Source organism: Clostridium sartagoforme (assembly GCF_039521405.1).
GTDB classification, from domain to species: Bacteria; Bacillota; Clostridia; order Clostridiales; family Clostridiaceae; genus Clostridium; species Clostridium sartagoforme.
In genome coordinates this window covers 50,783-65,768 of sequence record NZ_BAAACH010000020.1, presented here as the reverse complement: position 1 = coordinate 65,768, position 14,986 = coordinate 50,783, and the positions used below count along the sequence as shown (strand labels likewise).

Below are 14,986 nucleotides of genomic sequence, written 5' to 3'. Positions count from 1 at the left end.
TGTAAAGATGAAGCTAGACACGGACAAGCATTTAAGGGATTATTAGATAGATATTTTGGTCAAAACTAAAACCCTTCATAAATTATGAAAAGAAGCTGAATTAGATTAAGGAAAAGTTAATCTAATTACAGCTTCTTTTCTTATAAGAAACTTTGATTACTTATAGAAAATGGATATAATTATAATGAGTAATAGATAATAGAAATGAGTAATGAATAATTGAGGAATAAACTTCTGCTGAATTATAAATTAAAATGTGTTCATGGGGGTGATATAAATGAGTACATATATTTTATTAATAGTAGCATATATTATTAATATTGTATCAGCAATTTCCCTTATATTTATAGAAAGAAAAGAGCCTACTACCACATGGGCGTGGTTAATTATTTTGTTAGTACTTCCAGGATTTGGATTTATACTGTATTTGATTCTTGGTCAAAATTTAAATAGGCAAAAGATATTTAGAGAAAAGAAATTTATAGATGAGGAAAAGTCAAATAAGTTATTAAAAAGTTTTGATGAAGAGAAGAAAGCAAGAAGAATTGCAGAAGAATATATAGATATTATAAAAATGAATTATAATCATTCTAAATCTCTATATACAACAGGAAATAGTGTTAAAAGTTACATAATAGGAGAGGAAAAATTTAATGATTTAATAAGGGATATAAGATTAGCAACTAAATTCATACATATTGAATATTATATATTTAGATTAGATGGATTAGGTAATAAAATTATAGATGAATTAAAAAAGAAAGTTAATGAAGGAGTAGAGGTAAGGTTATTAGTAGATGGAATGGGATCAAAAAATCTAAGGGGAAAATATATTAAATATATAAGAGGTCTTGGAATAAAGTTTCAATTATTTTTTCCAGGAATATTACCGTACATAAATCTTCGAATAAATTATAGAAATCATAGAAAAATAGTGGTCATAGATGGAAATATAGGATATGTTGGTGGATTTAATGTTGGTGATGAATACATAAACAAAGGTAAACAATTTGATTTTTGGAGAGATACCCATATAAGAATACAAGGGGAAGCTGTAAATGAGTTAAATAAGAGATTTATACTAGATTGGGATTATGCATCAGAAGGAGAACTTAAAGAATATGATGAGTATTTCTATAAACAAGAAGCTCAAGGAAATGTAGGAATGCAGATAGTATCTTCAGGCCCAGATCATAAAGAAGAATATATAAGGAATGCATATATAAAAATAATAAACAACGCTAAAAAAAATGTATATATTCAGACTCCATATTTAGTTCCAGATGAATCTACTAGAGAAGCACTAAAAATAGCAGCATTATCAGGCGTTGACGTAAGAATAATGGTTCCAGGAAAACCGGATCATTTTTTTATGGAATGGATATTGAGTGCAAACATAGGAGAACTTATGGAATGTGGGGTAAAAATATATAGATATCAAAAAGGCTTTATTCATTCAAAAACAATTGTATCAGATGGTAAAGCATGCAGTATTGGAACTGCCAACTTAGACATAAGAAGTTTTCAACTAAATTTTGAAATAAATGCTTTTATATTTGATGATAATTTTTCAAAGCAGCAAGAAGAGATTTTTTATAATGATATAAGAGATTGTAATATTGTTACAATGGATGAATACAACAACAGAGGAAGAGTAATGAGAATAAAGGAAGCATTAATAATGCTTATTGCTCCAATATTATAATAAAATAATAAGAAGAAGTGTTGACAAAATGATGTCCTTTGGTATAATTAGGTAAAGAATTTTTAGTTTATTTGGAGGAAAATATGAAAGGAATTATAAAGAAATCGGTAAAATTTAATAGCTTTTTTTACTTTATATTCTGGGGCTTTTTATTTAGCGCTGGCTATTTGTTTTACAAAAAAATAAATAATTCTTTTCAAATGAGTTTTATAATATAAACTATATATTTTTATATGAAAATATTTTGATTATTTAAGAGGGCTCATTAGAGGCCCTTTTTTTAATATAAAAATCTTAAAAAGCTGATAATAAAAGTCAGCAATATAAATTATCAATTACAACAAGGGGGCATATTTTATGATAATAATTTTAAAACCAAGAACAAAAGAAGAGGAAATAAGAAAACTTACTGAAGAAATTGAAAGAGAAGGGGTTAAGGTTAGTCCTGTTATAGGAGCAGAATTAATAATTCTAGGGCTTGTGGGAGATACAAGTAAGATAGATCCATTAAAAATTGAAGCAAATGACAATGTAGAAAAGGTTATGTATGTTCAAGAACCATTTAAAAAAGCTAATAGGTTGTTTCATCCATATAATACAATAGTTAATATTAATGGAAATGAAATAGGTGGAAATAAAATAGCTATGATAGCAGGACCTTGCTCAGTAGAAAGCGAAGAACAAATAAAGTTTATAGCAAAGGAAGTTAAGAAATTAGGGGCGAATTTCTTAAGAGGTGGTGCATTTAAACCTAGGACCTCACCATACAGTTTCCAAGGGTTGGAATATGATGGATTGGAGTTATTAAAAATAGCAAGAGAGACAACAGGATTACCGATAGTAACTGAAATAATGTCTCCATATGATGTTGAGATATTCCAAAGAGATGTGGATGTAATTCAGGTAGGGGCAAGAAACATGCAGAATTTTGATTTGCTAAAAGAATTAGGAAAAACAAATAAACCAATACTATTAAAAAGAGGGTTATCAGCAACAATAGAAGAATTTTTAATGAGTGCTGAGTATATAATGGCTGGCGGTAATGAAAATATTATTCTTTGTGAAAGAGGAATAAGAACATTTGAGACCTATACAAGGAATACTTTGGATTTAAGTGCAATCCCAGCAATAAAAAAGATAAGTCATCTTCCAATCATAGTAGATCCAAGCCATGCAACAGGAAAAAGATTTATGATAGCGCCATTAGCAAAGGCAGCAATTGCAGTAGGAGCAGATGGGCTTATAATAGAAGTCCACAACAACCCAGAAAAAGCACTATGTGATGGACCACAATCAATAAAGCCAGAAGATTATGAAACGTTAATGAAAGAATTAAAACCAATTGCAGCGGCAGTTGGAAGAGAAATATAGGATAGTTAAAAGTGAAAAAGTGAAAAGTTAAAGATGAAAGAAGAATTAAAGCATTAATGAAAGATTAAGTAATAATGACTTCTATTGTTTAGTTTTTTAATTCAGCCTAGTTGAATTATTACCATAACTTTTTCACTTTTCCCATTTTAAACAAGGTGGTGTTTTAATGAATTTATCAATAGATTTAATTCATAGTAGTTATGATATTGTTATACAAAAGGGAATAATAAATACATTAGTACATGAGATAAAAAATCTTTTTAAGGGTAAAAAGATTTTTATTATAACTGATAAAAATGTCGATAAATTTTATGGTAATTTAGTATTAAATAATTTAATTAATAGTGGATATGATGTGAAAAAGTTGGTACTTAAACCTGGTGAGGAAACTAAGAACTTTAGTACTTTACCTTTAGTTTATGATGAACTTTTAAATTTCAAGTTTACTAGAAGTGATTTAATAATAACTTTAGGTGGAGGAGTTATTGGAGATTTAGGAGGATTTGTTGCTTCTACTTATTTGAGGGGAGTAGCATTTGTACAATGTCCAACTACTTTATTAGCACAAGTAGATAGTAGTGTTGGGGGAAAGGTTGGAGTAGACCTAGATAAAGGCAAAAATCTAGTAGGTAGTTTTTATCACCCAAAGAAAGTTGTTATAGATCCAGAAGTTCTAAACACTCTAAGTGATAGAGTATTTAATGATGGAATGGCAGAAGTAATTAAATATGGTTGTATAAGGGATAAAGAGTTTTTTGGCAATCTTATAAATTATAGTAATAAAAAGGAAGTTATGCACAATATAGAATACATTATTCACAATTGTTGCAAAATTAAAAAAGAAATTGTGGAAAAAGATGAAAAAGATATGGGACAACGAATGCTTTTAAATTTTGGTCACACAATAGGCCATGCAATTGAACAATATTTCAATTATACTAAATATACCCATGGAGAAGCTGTTGCTATTGGCATGTATGAGATAACTAAATTAAGTGAAGAATTAGGGATAACAAAGATAGGTACAAAAGAGGTAATTAAAGATATACTAATTAAATATAAACTACCATATGAACTAACAATAGATATTAATGAACTAACTGAAACAATGAAACTAGATAAGAAAAACTTAGAAAATAATATAAATTTAATTTTCTTAAAAGAAATAGGAGAAAGCTTTATATACAAAACAACGAGCAAGATATTTTGTAGTTAACGATTAATAATAATTGTAAATTGTTAATTAAACCAAAGGGTGGTGTTTTATGAAAGTATTAAAACTAACAAAGTCTAAATTAAAAGGAAATGTAATGGTTCCTCCTTCAAAGAGTATTTCTCATAGAGCTATTATTTGTGCAGCTCTTGCAAGTGGAGTTTCTACAATCGAAAATATAGATTATTCAGATGATATTAATGCAACTATAGATGCAATGAGACAATTAGGGGCTATCATTGATAAGAACGAAGATAAGGTAGTTGTTAAAGGAATATATAGAGAAGATATTGTAACAAATTTAGTTAGGGTTATAGACTGCAATGAATCAGGTTCAACATTAAGATTTATGGTACCAATTTCTTTATTATTTGAAGGCATAACAAAGTTTATAGGAAGAGGAAATTTAGGAAAAAGGCCTTTGGAAACATATTTTGATATATTTAAGGAGCAGGGAATAAAGTATAATCATGTTGAAAATCAATTAAATATGATGGTAAAAGGAAAATTAAAACCAGGGGAATTTTCTCTGCCAGGGAATATAAGTTCACAATTTATAACAGGATTATTATTTACGCTTCCATTATTAGATGGAGACTCTAAAATAACCATTAGTACAGAGATAGAATCAAAATCATATATAGATTTAACGTTATCCTGTATGAGAAGCTTTGGAGTAGAAATTAAAAATAACTGCTATAAGGAATTTATAATTAAAGGAAATCAAAAATATGTATCAAGAGATTATAGAGTGGAAGGAGACTACTCACAAGCAGCTTTCTATTTTGCAGCAAATGCATTAGGTTGTGATATTGATATTAAGGATTTAAATATAAATTCTCTTCAAGGAGATAAAGAAGTAATAGATATACTAGAAAGGATGGGAGCTAAATTTTATACTTATAAAGATAGTATAAAATGCAGAGTAGAAGATGAATTGACTTCTACAATTATCGATGCATCACAATGCCCAGATATAATTCCAGTAGTAACATTGGTAGCGGCTGTATCTAAAGGGAAAACAGAAATTATTAATGCAGGAAGACTTAGAATAAAGGAATGTGATAGGTTAAGAGCTATAACTAATGAACTTAATAAAATAGGTGCTAAGATAGAAGAAAAAGAAGATGGACTTATAATTGAGGGAGTAGATGAGCTAAAAGGTGGTTTAGAAGTATGGAGTTGGAAGGATCATAGAATAGCAATGACTTTAGCAATAGCATCAACTATATGTAAAGAGCCTATAGTATTAGTTGATTATGATTGTGTAGCTAAATCTTATCCAAGATTTTTTGAAGATTTTAAAATGCTAGGAGGAAATATTGATGAGTGGGGTATGGGGGAGTAATATAAAAATTTCTATATTCGGAGAATCTCATGGAAATGCAATAGGAATAAACATAGATGGATTACCATCTGGATTTGAAATAGATATGGATAAAGTGCTTTTTGAAATGGATAGAAGGGCTCCAGGAAAAAACTCAATGTCAACTGCAAGGAAGGAAAGTGACTTCCCAGAAATATTAAGTGGATATTTTGAGGGGAAAACTACTGGAACTCCTCTTTGTGCAATAATAAAAAATGGAGATACTAGATCTAAGGATTATACTAAGACTAAAGATTATATGAGACCAGGGCATGCAGATTTTACAGGTTATGCTAGGTATGATGGTTTTAATGATTATAGAGGTGGAGGACACTTCTCAGGAAGAATAACGGCTCCTCTAGTATTTGCAGGAGCGATATGTAAACAGATACTGGAAAAAAGGGGGATATTAATAGGAGCACATATATCTTCCATAAAAAATATAACTGATAAAGAGTTTAATAATATTGATATATCAAAGGAAATATTAGAAAGCTTAAGAAATATGGAGTTACCATTAATAAATACATCCTTAGAAGAAAATATAAAGCATACTATATTACAAGCTAAATATAACGGGGATTCAGTTGGAGGTAGTATAGAGTGTGCTGTAATTGGTATAAATCCTGGAGTTGGAAATCCATTTTTTGATTCAGTAGAATCTACATTAGCTCATTTAATATTCTCAGTACCAGCTGTAAAAGGTATAGAATTTGGTAGGGGATTTCAGATGACTAATATGTTTGGTTCAGAATGTAATGATGAATATTACTATGATAAAGATAAAGTAAAAACAAAAACTAATAATAATGGTGGAGTATTGGGCGGTATTACAAATGGAATGCCAATATTATTTAAAGTTGCTATAAAACCTACAGCATCTATTGCCAAGGAACAAAATACAATAGATATAAAAAACAAAGAAAATGTTAAATTTAGAGTTGAAGGAAGACACGATCCATGTATAGTCCAAAGAGCATTACCTGTTATTGAAGCTGTAACGGCTATAGGAATACTTGATTTGATAAAGGGGAGATATTAATTGAGTGAGTTAGATGAGTATAGAAAACAAATAGATTCTATAGATAAAGAGTTAATAGAATTATTTGAGAAAAGGATGAATATTGCTATTAAGGTTGGAAAATATAAAAGAAAAAATAACTTGCCAATTTTTAATGGAAAAAGAGAAGAAGAAGTTATAGAAAAAAATGTAAGAAATCTTAATAATAGTAATTACAGTGATATTACAAGAAGATTTTTTGAAAATATTATGGAATTAAGTAGATCCTTGCAAAAAAATATAGCTAATGAAGATTCAGCAACTAGTAATAATATCATGAAAGAAAATAAGGGGGTAATAGTAGGTTATCAAGGGGTTAAGGGATCTTTTAGTGAAGAAGCTCTTTTAAAATATTTTGAAAGTTATAATAACACAAGGAATTATGAAACCTTTGAAGATGTTTTTAATGCGCTAGAAAAAAATGAAATAAATAAAGCTATATTACCTATAGAAAATTCATACACAGGGGCAATTGCTGAAATTTATGATCTTTTAGTTAAATATGGTTTTTATATTATAGGTGAGGAATGTATTAAAATAGATCAAAATTTAATTGGAATTAAGGGAACAAAAATAGATGAAATACAAGAAATATACTCTCATCCACAAGGATTTGAACAAAGTAAAAAATTTTTAAAAAATTATCAAAATATAAAGATTATTCCATATCATAACACAGCTATAAGTGCAAAATTAATTTCAGATCTAAAAGATAGTAGAAAAGCCGCTATAGCTAGCAAGAAAGCAGCTGAAATTTATGGACTGGAGATATTGAAAGAGAATATAAATGATAAAAAAGATAATTATACAAAATTTATAATTATAGGAAAGCAGTTAGAATATAACACTGAATGTAATAAAATTAGTGTAGTATTTTCTTTAGAAAATAAAGCAGGGATTCTTTATAGTCTTTTAAGATACTTTGCAGAAAATAACATAAATATGATTAAAATAGAATCAAGACCAAATAAACATGAATCTTGGAAGTATTTATTATATGTAGACTTTGAAGGAAGTTTACAAGACAGCAAGGTAAAAAATGCATTAGAACTTATAGAAAAAAATAGTGGATATTTCAAAATTATAGGGAGTTACAAAGGAAGCTGTTAATCTTAACATTCCTATAAATATAGTGGATTACTGTATATTCAGTAATCTTTTTTTGTTTATTAATATTAATAACATAAAATATAAAAAATAGTGGAAATAAAAGAGATTTAGATGTATAATTGAAATATAAATAATATTTTGAATTTTCAGAAAATAAAACTTGTATAAGAAAAGCAGATATAAAATTTGCTTTAAAAATTACTATTATTACAAACGTTTACAAAAAGATTGGAGGATTTTTTATGGTGGGTTTTGATGTTAGAGAGGTTAATTTAAAGGATTATGAGGATATTTATAAGCTTAATTCTAAGCTTAATTATTCAAACATAAAATCCATATCAGAGGATAATAAATCTTTAATGATAGTTGCTCAATTAAATGATGATGTTATAGGATATATTAATAGTAATTTTAATGAGGATAGTAATAACAATAAAACAATAAATATTAAAGATATAATTGTTGATGAAAAATATAGAGGACTTGGAGTTGGTCATCAGTTAATGCTAGAAGTAGAAAAAAATGCTAAGGATAATAGAGTAAATTATATTGTTTCTATTAATAAAGATTATCATAAAGAAGAAATTGAATTTTATAACAGACAAGGTTTTGAATTAGATAAAGATTTTAAATTTGTAAAGAAATCATATCTACAATAAATTATAAAAATAGGTAGTGAAAAGGTTTAATCATCCGTTTCACTACCTATTTTTATAAGCAAATAATTAATCACTATGTTATAATATTTTTAAAATAAATATAAAATAAGGGGGCAGAGTTATGGAGTTTTATGGATTATTGGGTGAAAAACTTTCTCATAGTTTATCTCCGTTAATTCACAGTGAGATATTGAAATTAATAAACAAAGAAGGAGCTTATAAATTATTTGAAGTTAATAAAAATAATCTTGAAGACTTTACAAGGGCAGTAAAGTTACTAAAGATAAAAGGAACAAATGTAACAATACCGTATAAGGAAGATATAATAAAACATATTGATATTATATCAGAAGAGGCAAAAAGAATAGGGGCAATAAATACAGTTTTATTAGAAAATGAAGTTTTGTATGGATATAATACTGATTATTATGGTTTTGGATATATGATAAAAATTAATAATATAGAAGTGAAAGATAAAAAAGCAGTTATTCTAGGAAATGGAGGAGCCTGCAAAGGTGTATTATATTATTTATTAGACAATAATATAAAAAGTGTGTATATAGTAAGCAGAAATCCAAATAGAAATGAATTTAATTTAGAAAATGTTCATGTAATAAGCTATGAAGATTTAAAAGAAGTTAAAGGAGATATTATTATAAATTCAACACCTGTTGGAATGTATCCTAATGTAGGTAAAACACCAGTTTCAGAAGATATAATACAAAATTTTAATATAGTAATGGATTTAATATATAATCCTCTGGATACTATGTTTTTAAATACAGGAAAATTACTAGGGAAAAAAAGTATTGGTGGATTATATATGCTTATTGGTCAGGCTGTTAAGGCTCAAGAAATATGGAATAAAGTTGAAATAGAAGAAGAGATAATAAAAGAAATTTATGAAAATATAAAGTTGAAATTAAATTAGAATATAGGTGAATTTAATATGAATAAAGATATAATTTTACTTATTGGAATGCCAGGCTGTGGAAAAAGTACTATAGGTAAAGAACTTTCAAGAAAAATAAATTATGATTTCTATGATATGGATGAGTACATAGAGAAAATTTCTAATAAAACAATAAAAGAATTGTTTGAAATAAATGAAGATTACTTTAGAGATTATGAAACAAAAGCTTGCAAAGAATTAAGTAATAAGAAAAAGGTAGTAATATCAAGTGGTGGTGGAATAATTAAGAGAGAAGAAAATATAAACTTTTTTAAAGAAAAGACTATCATAATATTTATAGATAGATCAGTAGAAAATATAGCTAGTGATTTAGATATATCTTCAAGACCTTTGTTAAAAGAAGGGGTAAAGAAACTTTACAATCTATATATAGAAAGATATAATTTATATAATAAATATTGCGATATTAAACTAGTTAACGATAAAACAATAGAAAATATTATAAATGAAATTACACAATTTATATAGTTCACAGTACACAATTCACAGTCTTTTGGATAAAGTAACAGTGTCAGGGAATTAGAAATATATAGTGATTTTTTGAAAATAAAATAATGATTAAATATATAATTCTATACCTACAAAATGAGAACAATTGTGAACTGTGTTTTGTGAACAGTATACTAAAAATTTTGCTTCGCAAAATATTACGAAGGTGGATGTTTTATGAAAATATTAGTTATAAATGGTCCTAATATAAATATGCTAGGAGTAAGAGAAAAAGGAATTTATGGAACTAAAGACTTTGAATATATTTGTGGATATATTAAAGAAGAAGGAAAAAAAAGAAATATAGAAATTGAGTTATTTCAAAGTAATATAGAAGGTGAAATAATAAATAGAATTCATAAAGCATATTATGAAAAATATGGTGGGATAATAATGAATCCAGGGGCATATACCCATTATAGTTATGCTATATTCGATGCAGTAAAAGCAGTAAATATACCTACTATAGAAGTTCATTTATCAAATATACATGCAAGAGAAGAGTTTAGACATAAGTCAGTAATAGCCCCTGCATGTATAGGGCAAATTTGTGGCTTTAAAGAATTTGGGTATGTAATGGCAATAGAAGCAATAGAACAATGTATAGTTGATAATGAAAGCGTGAAAGAATGAAAAATAAAGGAATAGAAAAATTAGTGAATAAGCTCTAAAGGAGTTTATAAAATAAATTACATAATTCAGCTTGTCTGAATTATTTGAATAATTATCAATTGTTAATTATTAATTATCAATTGAAGTAGTATGGAGGGATAGAAATGATTATTGTAATGAATCCAAATTGTAGTGATGATGAAGTATTGAAGGTTAAGAGAGAATTAGAAAGTAGAGGATTAGGAATCCATTTGTCTCAAGGAGAAACTTTTTGTATTATAGGTGTAGTTGGAGAAACCCGATCTATAGATTCAGATAAGCTTCTTAGATTTTCTGGAGTAGACAAAGTTCTTAAGGTAGAAGAACCTTACAAAAAGGCTAATAGATTATTTAAGCCAGAAGACACAATAATTGATGTAAAGGGTAGTTTAATCGGAGGAAATAATTTAGCTGTTATTGCAGGTCCTTGTTCTGTTGAAAGTGAAGAACAAATAATAGAAATAGCTAAAAGTGTAAAAGAATCTGGGGCAACTTTTTTAAGGGGAGGGGCCTTTAAACCAAGGACTTCACCGTATAGTTTTCAAGGGTTAGAAATGGAAGGCTTAGAATTATTAAAGAAAGCTAGAAAAGCGACAGGGTTACCTATAGTAACGGAAATAATGTCAACTGATTATATAGATATATTTGTTAGAGATGTAGATGTAATCCAAGTTGGTGCAAGAAATATGCAAAACTTTGATTTATTAAAACAACTAGGAAGAACTAATAAACCGATTTTATTGAAGAGAGGGCTTTCTGCAACGATAGAAGAATGGTTGATGTCAGCTGAATATATAATGGCTGAAGGAAATGAAAATGTAATTCTTTGTGAAAGAGGCATAAGGACTTTTGAAACTTATACAAGGAATACACTAGATTTAAGTGCAATTCCAGTTATAAAGAGAAAATCACATTTACCGGTAATTGTGGATCCAAGTCATGCTGCCGGATATTGGTATTTAGTAGAGCCGCTGGCAAAAGCAGCTGTAAGTGCAGGAGCAGATGGACTTATTATAGAAGTGCACAACAATCCACAATGCGCATTAAGTGATGGTCAACAGTCAATTAAACCAGAATCATTTAAAAATATGATGAATAAAGTTAAAGTATTGGCCGAAATGGAAGGCAAGAAAATAAAATAATTTATGATTTAAATAGATAATGCAATATAAATAATGGATAATTGACAATGTATAATAAATAATTGAGGAATAAATTATCAATTTCCATTGTCCATTGTCCATTGATAAATTGGGGGTTTTTATGAGAATATTAATAGTAGGGCTTGGTGTTATTGGAGGGAGTTATGCAATGGCACTTAAAGCAGCAGGGTATGAAGATGTTTATGGAATTGATAACAATTTAGAAACTTTAAAAAAAGCTAAAGAATTAGAAATAATAAAAGAAGGTTATGTAGATGGTAGTGAAATTGTAGAAAAATCTGATTTAATAATTCTTTCTATATATCCAATGCTTATAAAGAGTTTTATAGAAGAAAATAAAAGGTTATTAAGAGCTGGAACAATAATTACAGATGCTACAGGTATAAAGAAACCTTTTATCGAAGATATATTAAAAATACTACCGAAAGAAGTAGATTTTATATTTGGTCATCCTATGGCAGGAAGAGAAAAAAGAGGTATTGATTATGCTTCAAAGGAAGTTTTTAAGGGAGCCAACTATCTAATTACTGTAACTGATAGAAATATAGAAAGTAATATAAAAGTTTTAGAAAAGATTATATATGAAATGGGATTTAGAAAAATTAAAAGGATAGATCCATTTTTCCATGATAAGATGATAGGCTTTACAAGTCAACTTCCACATGCAATAGCTGTTGCATTAATTAATAGCGATGAAGAAGGACGAGATACTGGAAGTTTTATTGGAGACAGTTATAGAGATTTAACTAGAATTGCTAATATAAATGAAGAGCTATGGAGTGAATTATTTATTGGTAATAAGGATAATTTAATAGAATCAATAGATAAGTTTCTTATAGAGATGAATAATATAAAATCTGCATTAATTAAAAATGATGATAATGAATTAAAAAAAATATTTATAAAATCAAGCAATAGAAGAGAAAAATTGTAATAAATTGTGAATATAAAGGCTACGATAAATAGATATGTTTCATAAGCTAAATAGCTACGCAAAGAAGTACTAGGCTCGGAGAACTACTATGCCAAGAGTTTTGGTTAAACTCGCTACGCTCAGACAAACCAACAACACTAAGGCATAGTAATTCTTCCTTCACCAAGTACTTCTAGTTTCTCGCTATATGCTTATTTCACATATTCTATTTACCTTCGCCAACTTATATTAAGAATTTAAATTAATAATGAATTAAGTTATTGGTAAAAAATAATTGGTGAGGGAAATTTAAAACTTACTTAAGTGTAGCATATTCCCTGTTCTCTGTTACTTTATTCCAAAAACTGAAAACTGTGAATTGTGCACTGTGAACTGTGAACTGTGAACTGAAAAATGCTTCGCAATTTAAATCTAATTATAGTATTTCTGTGACATATAAATCGTTGGATTTACTTAAATCTATAAACTCATCATCACACAAAACAAGAGGTGAAGAGATATTATTTAAATCCATTTGTATTACTTTACATTTCTTATTGTTATTTAACAGGACTGTTTGTCCAATATAGAAATTTGACATTCCATTTAAGAATTTAGAACACAATGTATAATCCAATTTACTTAAGCTATCTTCTTTTATAATCTTAAGAATTTCAAGAGGTTGTTTCTTATCTCTATAAGCTCTATTAGAATTGGTTGCATCAAATACATCTGCAATAGCTACAATTTTTGCAAACTCATGAATTTGATTTGATTTAAGGCCAAGAGGATATCCACTTCCATCACATCTTTCATGATGCATTAAAACTGCATAAAGTACTGATTTATTTATAAAGGGCACTTTTTTTATTTCATCATATGCTATTACTGGATGGGTTTTTATTATTTCAAATTCTTCCTCAGAAAATATACGATTTTTATCTATTAAATTTTTATCTATTTTTGTTTTACCAAAGTCATGCAATAAAGAGGCATAAACAAGATTATGAAGTTTATTACTATCAAACCCATGCCATTTTCCAATTAAATAACTTAATGAAGCTACGTTAACAGAATGCCTATAGATACAATCTGAACCACTACCATTTAAAACTATATTTTTTAAAATATATTTATTTAGATTAAGTTCATTTAATAACTTTTTTGCATATTCATTTATTTCATTAGTATTTGAGCTTTCAAGGGTTTTAGCATTATCAAATATAAGTTTAACATCAATTGAAATATCCTTTAAAGTTTTATCAGCAGCCTTTAACTCTAAAATTTCATTAGAATTATCCTTTTCATCACTATATACTTCAATACTATCGAAAAGAAAAAATGTATTCAATTTCTCTAACATTTGCGCGTTAATAGTAATCCCCTCTCCAATTAGGATCATACCATTATAAACAACTTCGTTAGCAGTAATCATACCTATTTTTAAATCTCTTACAGGTATAAGTTTTTTATTATTACTCATAAAATATAACCTCACAAAATAATTGATAATTGAAATAAATTATTTCTCAATTTACTTATAATCTCGTATAAGATACATATTTTTTTATACCTTAATAGCAAAATTATTAAAAAATACTAAAATTTTCTTGTTAATAAACATAATGCAACAATGTGTACATATAGTCTTATCTTAAGGATCTATTAATTGATGTGCATAATTTTTATATGATATAATAATGTAAAAATAGAAATGGAGAATAAATATGAAAGAGTTAGAAACTAGAATAATTGATATAGATGTAGATTTTATTAGGAAAAGGCTTAAGGAATTGGGAGCTGAAAAAGTAAAGGAAGAATATCAAATAAATAATATTTATGATTTTGATGACAATAGATTATTAACTTCTAAGGGATATGCAAGAATAAGAATAACTGATAATAGAATAGACAATAAAGAAATTGTTTATATGACTACCAAAAAGATGTTGAGTCAAGAAACATTTAAAGTCATGGAAGAAAATGAAACTATTGTTGAAGATAAAGAAGCTGCAAGTAAGATTTTTACCTCTTTAGGACTAAAACTTAAGCAATCTATAAAAAAATATAGAGAAAGCTATAAATTAAAAAATTCTTTGATTGAAATTGATATAAATGATAAGGAGTTTTGTCCATTTCCATATATAGAAATTGAAACAGGCTCTGAAAATGAATTAGAAGAAATATTAAGCTTAATAGGATATACAATAAAGGATACTACTTCAAAAACTATCTATGAAATATTAGAAGAAAAAGGATTGAAGTTAGAGAATAGAAAAGGTTTATAAAAAAGACAAACTAAATTATAAACAA

The 14,986-nt window shown here is 27.4% G+C and carries 14 protein-coding genes; 13 read left to right on the top strand and 1 reads right to left on the bottom strand.

Annotation, left to right across the window (positions count from 1 at the left end; genetic code table 11):
• Positions 1–277: 277 nt before the first annotated feature.
• The 12 genes from cls to ABDZ60_RS10055 all read left to right on the top strand — a co-directional run bounded on the left by cls (position 278) and on the right by ABDZ60_RS10055 (position 12,694).
• Positions 278–1,705 carry a cardiolipin synthase gene (gene cls, locus ABDZ60_RS10110; RefSeq protein ID WP_047001760.1) on the top strand — a complete coding sequence of 476 codons (1,428 nt, stop codon included), beginning with the start codon at positions 278–280 and terminating at the stop codon, positions 1,703–1,705.
• 357 nt (positions 1,706–2,062) lie between these two features.
• The gene (gene aroF / locus ABDZ60_RS10105; protein WP_016205999.1) at positions 2,063–3,076 is read left to right on the top strand and encodes a 3-deoxy-7-phosphoheptulonate synthase; all 1,014 of its coding nucleotides are present in this window, start codon (positions 2,063–2,065) and stop codon (positions 3,074–3,076) included.
• A gap of 166 nt (positions 3,077–3,242) precedes the next feature.
• The gene (gene aroB, locus ABDZ60_RS10100) at positions 3,243–4,292 is read left to right on the top strand and encodes a 3-dehydroquinate synthase (RefSeq protein ID WP_343777904.1); all 1,050 of its coding nucleotides are present in this window, start codon (positions 3,243–3,245) and stop codon (positions 4,290–4,292) included.
• Positions 4,293–4,341: 49 nt separating this feature from the next.
• A complete protein-coding gene (gene aroA, locus ABDZ60_RS10095) occupies positions 4,342–5,637 on the top strand; it encodes a 3-phosphoshikimate 1-carboxyvinyltransferase (protein ID WP_343777902.1) in 1,296 nt (431 codons plus the stop codon).
• Positions 5,615–6,697, top strand: coding sequence for a chorismate synthase (gene aroC / locus ABDZ60_RS10090; protein WP_047001757.1), 1,083 nt, complete (start codon positions 5,615–5,617; stop codon positions 6,695–6,697). The genes aroA and aroC overlap by 23 nt, the downstream gene beginning before the upstream one ends.
• Positions 6,698–7,825, top strand: a complete 1,128-nt coding sequence (gene pheA / locus ABDZ60_RS10085; protein WP_047001756.1) for a prephenate dehydratase — start codon at positions 6,698–6,700, stop codon at positions 7,823–7,825. It begins immediately after the preceding gene.
• Positions 7,826–8,067: 242 nt separating this feature from the next.
• Positions 8,068–8,484: a GNAT family N-acetyltransferase gene (locus ABDZ60_RS10080; protein WP_343777900.1), complete on the top strand. Its 417-nt coding sequence runs from the start codon at positions 8,068–8,070 to the stop codon at positions 8,482–8,484.
• 121 nt (positions 8,485–8,605) lie between these two features.
• A complete protein-coding gene (gene aroE, locus ABDZ60_RS10075) occupies positions 8,606–9,415 on the top strand; it encodes a shikimate dehydrogenase (RefSeq protein ID WP_016205994.1) in 810 nt (269 codons plus the stop codon).
• An 18-nt stretch (positions 9,416–9,433) separates the two neighbouring features.
• Positions 9,434–9,925 carry a shikimate kinase gene (locus ABDZ60_RS10070; protein ID WP_016205993.1) on the top strand — a complete coding sequence of 164 codons (492 nt, stop codon included), beginning with the start codon at positions 9,434–9,436 and terminating at the stop codon, positions 9,923–9,925.
• Positions 9,926–10,123: 198 nt separating this feature from the next.
• Positions 10,124–10,579, top strand: a complete 456-nt coding sequence (gene aroQ, locus ABDZ60_RS10065) for a type II 3-dehydroquinate dehydratase (RefSeq protein WP_016205992.1) — start codon at positions 10,124–10,126, stop codon at positions 10,577–10,579.
• A 143-nt stretch (positions 10,580–10,722) separates the two neighbouring features.
• Complete coding sequence (gene aroF / locus ABDZ60_RS10060) at positions 10,723–11,739, top strand: 3-deoxy-7-phosphoheptulonate synthase (RefSeq protein WP_016205991.1); 1,017 nt, start codon at positions 10,723–10,725, stop codon at positions 11,737–11,739.
• Between the two features lie 121 nt (positions 11,740–11,860).
• The gene (locus ABDZ60_RS10055; RefSeq protein WP_047001755.1) at positions 11,861–12,694 is read left to right on the top strand and encodes a prephenate dehydrogenase; all 834 of its coding nucleotides are present in this window, start codon (positions 11,861–11,863) and stop codon (positions 12,692–12,694) included.
• Positions 12,695–13,109: 415 nt separating this feature from the next.
• On the opposite strand, the gene ABDZ60_RS10050 is transcribed toward ABDZ60_RS10055, so the two are convergent.
• Positions 13,110–14,156, bottom strand: coding sequence for an HD-GYP domain-containing protein (locus tag ABDZ60_RS10050; protein ID WP_047001754.1), 1,047 nt, complete (start codon positions 14,154–14,156; stop codon positions 13,110–13,112).
• A gap of 244 nt (positions 14,157–14,400) precedes the next feature.
• Here ABDZ60_RS10050 and ABDZ60_RS10045 point away from each other — a divergent pair, with 244 nt between their 5' ends.
• A complete protein-coding gene (locus ABDZ60_RS10045) occupies positions 14,401–14,961 on the top strand; it encodes a class IV adenylate cyclase (RefSeq protein ID WP_016205987.1) in 561 nt (186 codons plus the stop codon).
• Positions 14,962–14,986 lie beyond the last annotated feature (25 nt).